This is a genomic window from Paraburkholderia sp. A1RI-2L, from assembly GCF_048957375.1.
GTDB lineage: Bacteria > Pseudomonadota > Gammaproteobacteria > Burkholderiales > Burkholderiaceae > Paraburkholderia.
The window spans coordinates 2,349,004-2,362,657 of the sequence record NZ_JARBTA010000001.1; the positions used below are offsets into that span (position 1 = coordinate 2,349,004).

The 13,654-nt window shown below is 63.8% G+C and carries 12 protein-coding genes; 4 read left to right on the forward strand and 8 right to left on the reverse strand.

Translation table 11 applies throughout. The features are described from left to right. Positions 1-59: 59 nt before the first annotated feature. A complete protein-coding gene (locus PWP93_RS10700; RefSeq protein WP_421044468.1) occupies positions 60-977 on the reverse strand; it encodes an outer membrane protein assembly factor BamE in 918 nt (305 codons plus the stop codon). Positions 978-1,112: 135 nt separating this feature from the next. Between PWP93_RS10700 and fur the strand changes: the two genes are divergently transcribed. Next, positions 1,113-1,541, forward strand: a complete 429-nt coding sequence (gene fur, locus PWP93_RS10705) for a ferric iron uptake transcriptional regulator (RefSeq protein WP_035534104.1) — start codon at positions 1,113-1,115, stop codon at positions 1,539-1,541. A 188-nt stretch (positions 1,542-1,729) separates the two neighbouring features. On the opposite strand, the gene PWP93_RS10710 is transcribed toward fur, so the two are convergent. Both PWP93_RS10710 and PWP93_RS10715 read right to left on the reverse strand, forming a co-directional pair. Next, positions 1,730-2,242: an ureidoglycolate lyase gene (locus PWP93_RS10710; RefSeq protein ID WP_421044469.1), complete on the reverse strand. Its 513-nt coding sequence runs from the start codon at positions 2,240-2,242 to the stop codon at positions 1,730-1,732. A 33-nt stretch (positions 2,243-2,275) separates the two neighbouring features. Beyond that, a complete protein-coding gene (locus PWP93_RS10715) occupies positions 2,276-3,613 on the reverse strand; it encodes a C4-dicarboxylate transporter DctA (RefSeq protein WP_421022997.1) in 1,338 nt (445 codons plus the stop codon). A gap of 194 nt (positions 3,614-3,807) precedes the next feature. On the opposite strand from PWP93_RS10715, the gene PWP93_RS10720 reads away from it, so the two are divergent. Further along, complete coding sequence (locus PWP93_RS10720; RefSeq protein WP_421044470.1) at positions 3,808-4,557, forward strand: FadR/GntR family transcriptional regulator; 750 nt, start codon at positions 3,808-3,810, stop codon at positions 4,555-4,557. 85 nt (positions 4,558-4,642) lie between these two features. Here the strand turns inward: PWP93_RS10720 and gap are convergent, their stop codons facing one another. Beyond that, complete coding sequence (gene gap / locus PWP93_RS10725) at positions 4,643-5,653, reverse strand: type I glyceraldehyde-3-phosphate dehydrogenase (protein WP_421044471.1); 1,011 nt, start codon at positions 5,651-5,653, stop codon at positions 4,643-4,645. Between the two features lie 98 nt (positions 5,654-5,751). After that, positions 5,752-7,833 carry a transketolase gene (gene tkt / locus PWP93_RS10730; protein WP_421022994.1) on the reverse strand — a complete coding sequence of 694 codons (2,082 nt, stop codon included), beginning with the start codon at positions 7,831-7,833 and terminating at the stop codon, positions 5,752-5,754. 723 nt (positions 7,834-8,556) lie between these two features. Between tkt and PWP93_RS10735 the strand changes: the two genes are divergently transcribed. Both PWP93_RS10735 and PWP93_RS10740 read left to right on the forward strand, forming a co-directional pair. Continuing rightward, on the forward strand, positions 8,557-8,970 hold the full coding sequence (locus tag PWP93_RS10735) for a VOC family protein (RefSeq protein ID WP_421022993.1): 414 nt from the start codon (positions 8,557-8,559) through the stop codon (positions 8,968-8,970). Between the two features lie 19 nt (positions 8,971-8,989). Beyond that, on the forward strand, positions 8,990-9,730 hold the full coding sequence (locus PWP93_RS10740; RefSeq protein ID WP_421022992.1) for a 16S rRNA (uracil(1498)-N(3))-methyltransferase: 741 nt from the start codon (positions 8,990-8,992) through the stop codon (positions 9,728-9,730). 121 nt (positions 9,731-9,851) lie between these two features. Here PWP93_RS10740 and PWP93_RS10745 read toward each other — a convergent pair whose 3' ends face one another. From PWP93_RS10745 to PWP93_RS10755, 3 genes are all read right to left on the reverse strand, one after another. Continuing rightward, positions 9,852-10,409, reverse strand: a complete 558-nt coding sequence (locus tag PWP93_RS10745; protein WP_421022991.1) for a barstar family protein — start codon at positions 10,407-10,409, stop codon at positions 9,852-9,854. Between the two features lie 16 nt (positions 10,410-10,425). Beyond that, positions 10,426-10,821 carry a ribonuclease gene (locus PWP93_RS10750; protein WP_129563268.1) on the reverse strand — a complete coding sequence of 132 codons (396 nt, stop codon included), beginning with the start codon at positions 10,819-10,821 and terminating at the stop codon, positions 10,426-10,428. 400 nt (positions 10,822-11,221) lie between these two features. Then, entirely contained in the window at positions 11,222-13,516 is a 2,295-nt protein-coding gene (locus PWP93_RS10755; RefSeq protein WP_421044472.1) for an NADP-dependent malic enzyme, read from the reverse strand. Between the last annotated feature and the right edge of the window lie 138 nt (positions 13,517-13,654).

Genomic DNA, 13,654 nt, shown 5'->3' on the forward strand with positions numbered 1-13,654 from the left:
TTACCCGAGTCACCCGAGCCGAATCGCTGCGGATCGACCCGAGTCGGCGCGCAGCGACATCAGCCGCCCGATCCCGACGTCGAATTCGCGGGCGGCGCGGTGAGCGGGGCGTTCTGCGACGGCGGCAGCGGATTCGACTCGGTATCGCCGGTGCCCTGTGCGCCCGGGGCCGGGCCCACGGGATTCGTCGGCGGCACGCCCTGGATCTGCGGCATCGGCTTGCGCTGCAACTGAATCTGCGACGGCATCGTGCCCACGCCCTGCGGCAGCGCGGACGAAGTCGGCGTGCCCGCACGCACCGACGGCGTCAGGCTCGAAGGCATCTGCACCGCTTCCGTGGCGCGATTCGCGGCTGCGGCGGCCTGTGCGTTCGCGTCGAGCGGCAATTGCGAGGTCGCGGTGCCGAGTTCCGAGGACGGCGTGCGCGCCGTGTCGCCGACAGTCGGGCCCGTGGCGCTAGAGGCCGAGGCCTGCGCGGCCGCAGGCGCCGATGCACCCGAAGCCGGCGCAGCCGCGACGGCCTTGACCTTCTTGCCCGATTTGTCGCCGTCGATTTCGGCCAGCAATTCGAGATTCGACGGCAGATCTTCGCCGCCCGACCAGCTCGCCACGCGGTCGCCCTCGAACATCACGACGAAGTCGCGCTGCTGGACCACGGCGGTCGAGCCCCGCTTGAAGTAGAAGACGTAGTCCCAGCGATTCGCATGGAACATGTCGGTCAGGAGCGGCGTACCGAGCAATTGCTTGACTTCGGCGCGCGACATGCCCGCATGCATCTGCGCGGCGGCTTCCTTCGAGACGAAGTTGCCCTGCACGATGGTGATGCGATACGGCGTGATGCTTTGGGCAAAACGCTGGGTCACGCTGTCATAAGTACTGCAACCGGCGAGCGTTGCGAACGCGGCCGCAGCCAGCAGGGTGCACGCCACGCGGCGGCCGCTCAGGCGGCGGCCCATCGTTGTGAATTCTGGAATCATTTCCCTCACCGTGCGGGCTTGTCGCGAAGCCGCGCGTATCCTGTAGACGTTCGTTTGAGTTCCGCCAAAAATGCCCGGGACGGCAAAAACCCGTTAACATAAGAACCCAGCATTGTACTCCAGGGACTTATCGTCATGACCAATCCAACCGATCTCAAGAACATCGGCCTCAAGGCGACACTGCCTCGCCTGAAGATCCTGGAGATTTTTCAGCATAGCGCCGTGCGTCACCTCACCGCCGAAGACGTGTACCGCAACCTGCTGAACGAAGAACTCGACATCGGCCTTGCCACGGTTTACCGGGTGCTCACGCAATTCGAGCAGGCGGGCCTGCTGACCCGCAGCAACTTCGAATCGGGCAAGGCCGTCTTCGAACTCAACGAAGGCAGCCACCACGACCATCTCGTATGCCTCGATTGTGGCCTCGTCGAGGAATTCTTCGACCCCGAAATCGAAAAGCGCCAGCAATCAATTGCTAACGAACGTGGCTTCAAGCTGCAGGAGCACGCACTCGCGCTGTACGGCGCGTGCACGAAGGAAAATTGCCCGCACCGCAAGCACTGAGCGGGCCGCGCGTGGTCGCGGGGCGGGGAACCCGACCCGCACGCATCAACAAAAACACCACAGCAAGACCCGCTGTGGTGTTTTTGTTTGGCGCGAAGATTTTAAGAAGCGTTGAGGCTGGTGCGATTTAGCGCGTGCGCCGCGGGACCCAGCCTTGTCCCGAGGGCGCATTGCCGCTGCGCCGGAACTCAGGCAAGCACGGCAGCCTCGGTCGCATGCACGAGCCGCCAGACCCCATCCAGCGCCACCTCATCGCAATTCGGCTGCTGGCCGCCACGGTCGACCACGAGAAAATCGCTCACGCGGTCGAACGCGAGCAGCGGGTGGTGCCAGACGCCTTTCGCATAATTGACGCCCTGCCCGCCCTCGACCCAGAACGCGCGCAGTTGCGTCGGATCGAGTTCGCCCGCCGGCGCGACGACCACGGCGTAGCGCACCTCGCCGAGCGGCACGAACGCCTGGCTGCCCAGCGGATGCCGCTCCATCATCGAGATCTCGACCGGCCAGGCGCGCGGCTGGGCGCGAAATACGCTGACGATGGGCCGGCCGCCGGCCTCGCATGTATCGATCGACGCCAGATCGTGAAAGCGCTCGGTGGTGCCGCCGTTGATCGGGAAATGACGCGCGCCGTCGAGTGCGATCACGTCGCCGAATGGCGCGAAAGCCTCGCGCGTCAAAGGTTCCAGCAGCAGGGTTTTCATGCGTGCTCCTTGTTCAAAAGCCAGTGCGCGGCTTCAAAGCGCGTGGGCAGGCTTGCCGCCGAGCGCCGAAGCGTCCTCGGCAGCATCGTCCTCGCCCGCCGGCACATACAGGTAGCCCGGCTCGAGGTTGAGCACGCGCTTCGCACGCGCCTTGTCGATGTCACGCTCCCACACCGCGACCACCACCGTGGCAACGCAGTTGCCGATCAGGTTCGTGAGCGCGCGGGCGATGCCGACAAACCAGTCCACCGGCAGAATCAGCACGAGGCCGAGCACGGGGATCGCGGGAATCGCGGACAGCGTGGCGGCGAGAATCACGATTGCCGAGCCCGGAATGCCGTGCGCGCCCTTGGACGTGATGAGCGACACGAGCACCACCACGATCAGGTCGTGCACCGAAAGCGGCGTATTGGTGGCCTGCGCGATGAAGATCACCGCGAGCGTGAGGTAGATCGAAAAGCCGTCGAGATTGAACGAATAGCCGGTCGGAATCACGAGGCCGACGGTGGAATCCTTCACGCCCATCCATTCGAGCTTGCGCATGATCTGCGGCAGCACGGCGTCGGACGATGCGGTGCCGAGCACGATCGACAGCTCTTCACGCAGATAGCGGATCAGCTTGAATACGTTGAAGCCCGCGAGGCGCATCACAATGCCGAGCACGACTGCGACGAACACGATGCAGCTCGCGTAGAACACGACCACGAGAAAACCGAGCTGCTTGAGCGAAGCCACGCCATAGGTGCCGGTCGTAAACGCGATCGCGCCGAGCACGCCGAGCGGTGCGAGCTTGATGATGAAGCCCATCACGCGGAAGAACACCTGCGAGAGCTCGTCGATGAGCACGTTCACGCGCTGGGCCTTCGGGCCGAGCAGCGAGAGCGCGCTGCCGAACAGCACCGAAAACACGAGGATCTGCAGGATATCGCCCTTCGCGAAGGCATCGAACGCCGTGTCGGGAATGATCTTCAGCAGAAAGCCCGCCGTGTCCTTCAGGCTCTTGGCATGCTCGGTGTAGGTCGCGAGCGAGGCCGCGTCGAGCGAATGCAGGTCAACGTTCATGCCGGCGCCCGGACGCGTGACATACGCGAGCACGGCGCCGATCAGGAGCGCGATGGTCGTCATAATCTCAAAGTAGACCACCGACTTCAGCCCGACCCGCCCCACCTTCTTCAGATCGCCCGCGTGCGCCATGCCGCTCACCACTACGCAGAACACGATGGGGCCGATCACCATCTTGATGAGCTTGAGAAAGCCGTCGCCGAGCGGCCGCAGGGATTGGGCGAAATGGGGAAATACCGCGCCGACTACGATGCCCAGCACAAGGGCAATCACTACGCGGCCAAACAGGGAATTGAGGAACTTCGTCACGACTTTCTCCTTCGAGCAGGGGGAGCGGGCAACTGTTCTTACTGGTCTGACCAGTACTGTTATGGCAAATAGTAGAAAGCCGATATACTGGAGTCAAGAATGCGCTGCGCGGTGTTTACCCTTGCGTCGCCTGCCCAGCCCGCTGCTCCGGACTACAATACCGGTCAGACCACGCGAGGGTTCCGAGCCGTCCGATGAAGAACGTTCCGCACACCGTCACCGATGCCGCCATTGCCACGATCCGCACCCGGATCGAAGCTGGCCTGTATCCGGTTGGCAGCCTGCTGCCCGCCCAGCGGCAACTCTCCGAGGAGCTGGCGATCAGCCGCGCGTCGCTGCGAGAGGCGCTCTCCACGCTCGAAGCGCTCGGCATGTTGTCGATCCGCGCGGGCAAGGGCGTCTACGTCACGAGCGCGCAGGCCACGAGTGCTCACCCGTGGCGTTTTGCCGACCAGTCGTCGCTGCCCGACACCTACCAGATGCGCTACGCGCTCGAAGGCTTCGCCGCGCGCATGGCGGCGCTCGCGATCAGCGACATCGATATCGCCTGGCTGGAGCACAACACCGACACCCTCCACGAAGCACTCGCCTGCGACGAACTCGACGAAGCCGCGCAACTGGACTTCGAGTTCCATATGCGCATCGTGAATCTCGCGGGCAATGCGGCGATCGAATCGATCCTGCGCAACAGCGCCGACATCATGAAAGAGAGCCAGCGCATGCCGTTCTACCGGCGCGAGCTCGTGCTCTCTACCCATCGGGAACACAGCCTGATCGTGGCGGCGCTCAAGGCGCGTGACGGCGCCGCGGCGGGTTCGGCCATCGAGGCCCACATCGCCAATGCCGCCCAGCGCGCGGGCGTCTATTTCCCGAGACCGCCCGCGCCCGCCGCTGTTCCCGCTCCTTTTCCCGCTCCTGCCGCCGCCATCGACGAAAAAAAGTAGGGGCGAAAAAAAACCGCCCGGTCGATGGGCGGTTTCTTCATCGCGCGCACCGGACCGCGAGGCCCGGTGGCACGGCAATACAGACTTACTTCGCGTTCGCGAGCGCAATCGCCGTGTCCAGCATGCGGTTCGAGAAGCCCCACTCGTTGTCGTACCAGCTCGACACCTTCACGAGACGGCCCGAGACCTTCGTGAGCGTGGCGTCGAACGTCGACGATGCCGGGTTGTGGTTGAAGTCGATCGAAACCAGCGGTGCGTCGTTGTAGCCGAGGATACCCTTGAGCGCGCCTTCCGAAGCTTCCTTCATGATCGCGTTGACTTCTTCAACCGTCGTGTCGCGCTTGGCGATGAACGACAGATCGACGACCGACACGTTGATGGTCGGGACGCGGATCGCGTAGCCGTCCAGCTTGCCGTTAAGCTCCGGCAGCACGAGGCCGACTGCCGCAGCCGCGCCCGTCTTCGTCGGGATCTGGCTTTGCGTGGCCGAACGCGCGCGGCGCAGGTCCTCGTGGTACACGTCGGTCAGGACCTGGTCGTTCGTGTACGCGTGGATCGTCGTCATCAGGCCGGTTTCGAGGCCGATCTTGTCGTTCAGCGGCTTGACGAGCGGCGCCAGGCAGTTGGTCGTGCACGATGCGTTCGAGATGACCGTGTGCTCGGCCTTCAGCACGTTGTGGTTCACGCCGTAGACGATCGTTGCGTCGACGTCCTTGCCGCCCGGCGCCGAGATGATCACCTTCTTCGCGCCGCCCTTCAGGTGGGCGCTGGCCTTTTCCTTGGTCGTGAAAAAGCCCGTGCATTCCATTACGACGTCGACACCCAGCTCGCCCCACGGCAGCTCGGCCGGGTTGCGGTTGGCCAGCACGCGGATCTTGTCGCCGTTCACGACGAGGTAGTCGCCGTCCACCGAAACTTCACCCGGGAACTTGCCGTGCGCGGTGTCGTATTGCGTCAGATGCGCGTTGGTCTTCGCATCACCGAGGTCGTTGATCGCAACGATCTGGATGTCGTGCTTCTTGCCGTTCTCGTAGAACGCGCGAAGCGTGTTACGGCCAATGCGGCCGTAGCCGTTGATAGCGACGCGGATCGTCATGGTTCATCTCCTGATGAGTAAAAATTCTGGTGCCGCTGCTGCAGGCGCTATGGCGCGTACAGCAAAAGGCCCGCGCAAGGCGGGCCGTATAGCAATACTTAGTTGTCCAGCGCAGCCTTGGCCGTCGCGACAACGTGTTCGACCGTGAAGCCGAAGTGCTTGAACAGCACGCCTGCCGGAGCCGATTCGCCGAACGTGTCGATGCCAACCACGCCGCCTTCGAGGCCCACGTACTTGCGCCAGAAGTCGGTCACGCCGGCTTCGATCGCGACGCGGCGCACGCCCTTGGGCAGCACGCGCTCCTTGTATTCGGCGTCTTGCTTGTCGAACACGTTGGTGGACGGCATGGACACCACGCGTGCGCCAATGCCTTCGCGCTGCAGCGCCTCGACGGCCTTCATCGCCAGTTCGACTTCCGAGCCCGTCGCGATCAGGATGATCTTGCGGCTCGGAATATCGTCGTTCCAGTCCTTGAGCACGTAGCCGCCCTTCGCGATGTTGGCGATCTGCGCATCGGTGCGCTCGTTGAACGCGAGGTTCTGGCGGCTGAACACGAGGCTCGACGGGCCATGGTGGGCAATCGATTCGGTCCAGGCCACCGCGGTTTCGACCGTGTCGGCCGGACGCCAGAGCGTCATGTTCGGAATCAGGCGCAGGCTCGCGACCTGCTCGATCGACTGGTGCGTCGGGCCGTCTTCGCCAAGGCCGATCGAGTCGTGCGTGAACACGAAGATCGACGGGCACTTCATCAGCGCGGCCACGCGCAGCGCGTTGCGGCTGTAATCCGAGAACGTCAGGAAGGTGCCGCCGAACGGCTTGTAGCCGCCGTGCAGCGTGAGGCCGTTGAGCGCCGCGCTCATGCCGAACTCGCGCACGCCGTAGTTGATGTGGTTGCCCCACTGAATGCCAGTCTCGCCCGCCTTCGGCGCGCGCACGGGCTTCGAGGCCTTCCAGTTGGTGAGGTTCGAGCCGGTCAGGTCAGCCGAGCCGCCGAGCAGTTCCGGCAGCACCGCGGCAAGCCCTTCGATGGCTTGCTGCGAGGCCTTGCGCGTAGCGACGGTTTCCTTGCGCGAATCCGCGCCGGCGATGATCTGGGCAGCCTTCTGCGCCCAGTCGGCGGGCAGCTTGCCGGCCATGCGGCGCGTGAACTCCGCGGCTTCGGCCGGGTACTTCGACTGGTACGCGGCGAACGAATCGTTCCACGCGGCTTCGAACTTCGCGCCGGAAGCCTTGGCGTCCCAGTCTGCGTAGACTTCCTGCGGCAGCGTGAACGGCTCCCACTTCCAGCCCGCGGCTTCGCGCCACTTTGCGATTTCTTCGCCGCCGAGCGCCGCGCCGTGCACGTCGTGGCCGCCCTGCTTGGTGGGCGCGCCCTTGCCGATGATGGTCTTGCAGCAGATCAGCGTGGGCTTGTCCGAGGCCTTCGCCTTCTGGATGGCTGCGTCGACGGCGTCCACGTCGTGGCCGTCCACGTGCGGGATCACGTTCCAGCCGTAGGCTTCGAAGCGCTCGGGCGTGTTGTCGTGGAACCAGTTGACCACGTCGCCGTCGATCGAGATGCCATTGTCGTCGTAGAGCGCGATCAGCTTGTTCAGCTTGAGCGTGCCGGCGAGCGAGCAGGCTTCGTGCGAGATGCCTTCCATCAGGCAGCCGTCACCAAGGAACACGTAGGTGTGATGATCGACGATCTTCGCGTCCGCCTTGTTGAACTCGGCGGCGAGCAGCGCTTCAGCCAGCGCCATGCCGACCGCGTTCGCAATACCCTGGCCGAGCGGGCCCGTGGTGGTCTCGACGCCCGGCGTGATGCCGAATTCCGGGTGGCCCGGCGTCTTCGAGTGCAGTTGACGGAAGTTCTTCAGTTCCGCCATCGGCAGGTCGTAGCCGGTCAGGTGCAGCAGCGAGTACAGCAGCATCGAGCCGTGGCCGTTCGACAGCACGAAACGGTCGCGGTCGCTCCAGTGCGGGTTGGCCGGGTTGTGGCGCAGATGACGCGACCACAGCGCGACGGCGATCTCGGCCATGCCCATGGGCATGCCGGGGTGACCGGAGTTCGCTTGCTGAACGGCGTCCATGGACAGCGCGCGAATCGCATTGGCCATCAATTGGGTGGTAGCGGGGGAGGACGAGGTCGTCATGTCGAGTCCGGGGAACGAGGGCAAAAACGGCTTGGGCGACTGCATTCAGCAGCGTTCGCGCGGCAGCGCACGGTTCCGGAAGCTCGGCAGAAATGTTCGCTGCGGCGCGCGATGCGGCGCCAGGAAGACGCAAACGGCCAGAGCAAATGGACAGGGCTGCAAAGGGCGATATTCTAACAGATCGTGCGGATTTTCCCTGGCTGCAGGACCTGGCGATGTACGCCACTGCCCCGAAATCGGCAGCAGACCCGCCCGGGTTACATTTCATCGCACCCGATGCGCGCCGCGAGGCGGCGGTCGCCCTGCCGGCTGCCCGTATAATGTGGCTACTACCCTGATTTACACCCCAATCAGGCCCGATTTATATTCATTTGTAACGTGACGCCGACATTGCGCTCGCCGGTTTTGTGCGCACGCTGCATGAGCTGGGCCGAATGCACCGCCAGCCCCCGTTTCACCGGCTCTCCCCTCGCTCGATACTACCTTGACCTTGCCGCGCCTCCTTCGCCCCTCCCCGATACGCAGTAAGGTTTTCCCGACACGCGCACACGCGCCCGCCCACGTCCGGGGCGTGGTTGTAAGCCGCACGCCCGCGCGCAGCGCGCCTGACGGCGCTTCGGTCCTCCCGCGACAAACTAGGCCAATTCCTACAGATTTAGGATGTGCAACGTTGGAGAATCGCAGCGTTCATCACATTTTCGCGTGCCATCCGACCCAGACAGCCTCCAACAACCCGCTCGTCCCTCAACCCGAATCTGGAGATATCCGATGACCCCACCCCGCCCCGCAGGCGTGCCGTGGCTGACGCCGTATCTGACGGTGCGCGACGCGCGCGACGCAATCCAATTTTTTCGGGCGGCGTTCGGTTTTGCGGTGCGCGATTGCGTGGAAGACGACGGTGCGGTCATGCATGTGGAAATGACGTATCACGATCAGCTGATCGTGATGTTCGCGCCGGAGGGCGCATTCGGTTCGACGGCGCGCACGCCGAAGAGCGCGAACGCGGTCGCCCCCCAATCCTTTTACCTTTACGTCGACAATGTCGACGCGGTGTATGCGCGAGCGCTGGACGCTGGCGCGAAATCGTTGAGCGAGCCGCAGGACCAATTTTGGGGTGACCGTTTTGCTCAGGTCGAAGACCTCGACGGCTACCGCTGGGCGCTTGCTCGCCATCTGTCATGAAGCAATGAGAACTTGTCTTATGCCCCGTTTTTTCGTCGGAAACTCCCTGCAGTCCGGCGACGTCTTCACTCTCCCGGATGAAGTGACGCGACACGTTCAGGTGCTGCGGCTGCAGCCCGGCGACACGATCGTGCTGTTCAACGGCGTGGGTGGTGAATACAGCGCCGAAATCATCTCCATGGAGCGCCGCGACACACAAGTGCGCGTAGGCCCGTTCCGCGACGTCGAGACCGAGCCGCCGTACCGGCTCACGCTCGCGCAAGGCATTGCCGGCAGCGACAAGATGGACTGGCTGATCGAAAAGGCTGTCGAGCTGGGCGCGACGAACTTCGTGCCGCTCACCACCTCGCGCAGCGTCGTGCGCCTCGTGGGCGAACGCGCCGTGCGCCGCCAGGTTCACTGGCAGCGCATCGTCCAGGCGTCGTGCGAGCAATGCGGACGCAATCGCATGCCCGAAGTCGCCGCCACCCGCGAAATCGGCACCTGGCTCGGCTCACTGCCCAAAACGCCTGCCGAAGGCGAGTTGCGCGTGCTGCTTTCGCCGCGCGCGAACGTCTCGTTCGCCACCCTGCCCAACACCCCGCCGCAAGGCGAGATCACGGTGCTGGTCGGCCCCGAAGGCGGGTTCTCATCGCCCGAAGAAGCGGCGGCGCTCGATCACGGCTTTATCGCCGTGGGGCTCGGGCCCCGCATCCTGCGCACCGAGACGGCAGGCATCGCCGTGCTCGCGGCGCTGGCCGCGCGCTGGGGTGGCTGGTAAAAATGACAAGGCCCGCCGCATGGGATCATGCGGCGGGCCTGCGTATTTTTGTCGCGAGAATGCGACGATATTCAGATAGCAGACGAATTGGCCAGCAGCGCCGTCAAAAGCCACGCATCGCTCAGGCGAACGAATAAAAGACGCGGAACGGCACCTTGCGCTCGCCCCAGTACTCCGAAGCTTCGCGGAACACGTCGAGCAGCGTCTCGCGCCCGTCTTTGTCGAACTTCTGCGCGATCGGCAGGCCATCGAGCACGATCACAAAACCGGGTTGTTCACCGGCTTTTTGCACCAAATCGGTCAGGCAGTCGTACAAGCCATCGTAGTTCTTCCCGAAATGCTTCGGAAACAGAAACGATGTGGCAATGGTTTCGAGCACTTCCTGCTTGGTCTGCGCACTGGCGCAATACGCATAGAGGAAATGCTGTTGCAGCCGCTGCGCCTCGTCGGCGAGATCCTGCACGCGGAACGCACGGATCGATTGGACGATATTCGGCCGCACGGTCGCAAACAGGTCCATGGCCTCCTCGTTCGATGAATTTGCCTCACCCCTGCGCGCGGCTTCGCGCTGCTGGTCGTCGTGATGCATCTGCATAACGCGCTGGAACAGGTTGCCCTCGCCGGACGCGAACAGATCGCTCGCGACCCGCGGGTCGTGCGCGTAAGTGTTATCGCTCATGCCGCTTTTCCCGGTGTCATTCAACAATTCGCTTAAAACTGGCGTAGTGGTCGTCGGTGTAGTAGCAGTTGTCCGTGCGCCTGAGCGGACCGCCGCAGACAATGCGCCGCGCGCCGCGGTTGTGTGCTCGGGGCGTCGGGACAGTGTATTCGTGGTAATAACCGCGCCGATGCTTCGGCAACTGCTGCTCGTAATTGCCGAACACGATGCCATCCTTCTCAAACGGATAAGGCCCGCCTTCGGCAACCAGACTGAGTGTATTGACCGCTTCGCGCGGCAATTCGCCCACGCTCACGGTGCCTGACGACACCCCCGATGCTCCGGCATCGTCCGGCGCCTGAGTGCGCGCCACTGCGCCTTGCGAGCACACCAGCGCCGCCGCCAGAAACGCTGCCGACGCAACGGATGCCAGCCGCTGAATATCGCGCGAACGACGCCAGAAATTCCCGCAAAAACAATGACTTACATGTACAGACTCGGCCGATGCAGCAGTGTTTTCGAGCGTTGAAACAGCAGGCAGTCCTATGCGTACCATCTTTGGATTCCTGCCTCTCCGATCACGCGCTCGACGATCATTAAAGATGTAAGGGTATCGCTAATGGACCTTGGAAGCAATCTCGCACCGGCGACGACAAACAGGGCTTGACCGCGCACAAGCGGCCAGATGGTAAATTTTACAATTAGGGAGAGGGTGCCGGAACGCGGCCGGACATTGGCCTGAAGGGCGCCGGAATACCGGCGGCGAGCAGTGCCGCCGGTGTAAAACCCAAAGCCGCGGAGATACGGCTTGACGAAAACCCGACGCGGAAAACTTAACGCGTGGCGTTCACATCGGCGACCAGCAGCGCGGTCATGTTGACAATCCGGCGCACGGTGGCCGAAGCAGTCAGGACGTGCACCGGCTTGGCCGCGCCGAGCAGCATCGGGCCAATGGCGATGTTGTTGCCCGCCGCCGTCTTCAGCAGGTTGTACGAAATGTTCGCCGCATCGATGTTCGGCATGATGAGCAGGTTCGCGTCGCCCTCGAGCGTCGAATCCGGCAGGATCTCGCGGCGCATGTTCGCGTCGAGCGCGACGTCGCCATGCATCTCGCCGTCCACTTGGAGGTCCGGCGCGCGCTCCTTGAGAATCTCCAGCAGATCGCGCATCTTCTGCGCCGACGGCGCGAGGCTCGAGCCGAAGTTCGAATGCGAGCACAGCGCGACCTTCGGCTCGATGCCGAAGCGGCGCACTTCCTCCGCCGCCATGATGGTGATTTCGGCAAGCTGCTCGGGCGTCGGGTCGACGTTCACGTGCGTGTCGACGATGAAAATCTGCCGGTTCGGCAACACCAGCGCGTTCATCGCCGCGTAGACGTTGCAGCCCTCCTTCTTCCCGATCACTTGATCGATGAAGTGCAAATGGCGGTGCGTCGTGCTGACCGTGCCGCAGAGCATGCCATCAGCCTCGCCCTTTTCCACCAGCATCGAGCCGATCAGCGTGGTGCGGCGGCGCATTTCGAGCTTCGCCATTTGCTGCGTGATGCCCTTGCGCGCCATGAGCTTCGCGTAGCTCTGCCAGAAGTCGCGATAGCGCGCATCGTGGTCGGTGTTGACGACCGTGTAGTCGTGCCCCGCGACCAGACGCAGCCCATAGCGCGCGATGCGCTCCTCGATCACTGCCGGACGGCCGATCAGGATGGGCGTCGCGAGTTTCTCGTCGACCACGATCTGCACCGCGCGCAGGATGCGCTCCTCTTCGCCTTCGGCGAACACGATGCGCTTCTTCCCCGGCTCGGCGGCGCGCGCGAGCTGGAAGATCGGCTTCATGGTCGTGCCGCTGTGATAGACGAACTGCTGCAGGTGCTGCATGTAGGCATCCATGTCCTCGATCGGACGGGTCGCCACGCCCGAATCCATCGCGGCCTTGGCGACGGCCGGCGCGATCTTCACGATCAGGCGCGGATCGAACGGCTTCGGAATCAGATATTCGGGTCCGAATTGCAGGTCCTGGATGCCGTAAGCCGTGGCCACGACATCGCTCTGCTCCTGGCGCGCCAGTTCCGCGATCGCATTCACGGCGGCGATTTCCATCTCGCGCGTGATGGTGGTCGCGCCCACGTCGAGCGCGCCGCGGAAGATGAACGGGAAGCACAGGACGTTGTTCACCTGGTTCGGGTAATCCGTGCGGCCCGTGGCCAGCACCGCGTCCGGGCGCACCTCGAGCGCGAGCTCCGGCAGGATTTCCGGCGTGGGATTGGCGAGCGCGAGAATGAGCGGCTTCTCGGCCATCTGCTTGACCATGTCCTGCTTGAGCACACCGCCCGCGGACAGGCCGAGGAAAATGTCGGCCCCTTCGATTACTTCGGCGAGCGTGCGCGCGCTGGTTTCGCGTGCGAAGCGCTCCTTGTCCGGATCCATCAGCTCGGTGCGGCCCTTGTAGACCACGCCCGCGAGATCGGTCACGTAGATGTTTTCGAGCGGCAAGCCGAGGTCGACGAGCAGGTCGAGACACGCCAGCGCCGCCGCGCCCGCGCCCGAGGCCACGAGCTTCACCTGCTTGATGTCCTTGCCCACGACCTTCAGGCCGTTGGTGAACGCAGCCGCCACCACGATGGCCGTGCCGTGCTGGTCGTCGTGGAAGACCGGAATCTTCATGCGCTTGCGCGCTTCACGTTCGACGATGAAGCACTCCGGCGCCTTGATGTCTTCCAGATTGATGCCGCCGAAGGTGGGCTCGAGCGCGGCGATCACGTCCACGAGCTTGTGCGGGTCCGTCTCGTTCAGCTCGATGTCGAACACGTCGATGCCGGCGAACTTCTTGAACAGCACCGCCTTGCCTTCCATGACCGGCTTCGAGGCGAGCGGCCCGATATTGCCGAGGCCGAGCACGGCCGTGCCGTTCGACACGACGCCCACGAGGTTGCTGCGCGCCGTGAAGCGCGCGGCGTTCAGCGGATTCTCGACGATCGCCTCGCACGCGAACGCAACACCCGGCGAGTACGCGAGCGAGAGGTCGCGCTGGTTGATCATTTGCTTGGTCGGCGCAATCGCGATCTTTCCCGGCGCAGGAAATTCGTGATAGTCGAGGGCGGCTTCGCGAAGCTTGTTCGTGGCGGAATTCGACATGGCGGGCAGGCCTTGAGTGCGGACTAGAATGGCAAAATCTGGATCGATCGCATTGTAGCGCCAATCCCTGAAGGCATTCCTTACAGTTCGGGCGCGCCTGCTGCGACCGCAATGAGGGGAACGCCCCTGCCGGCGCGG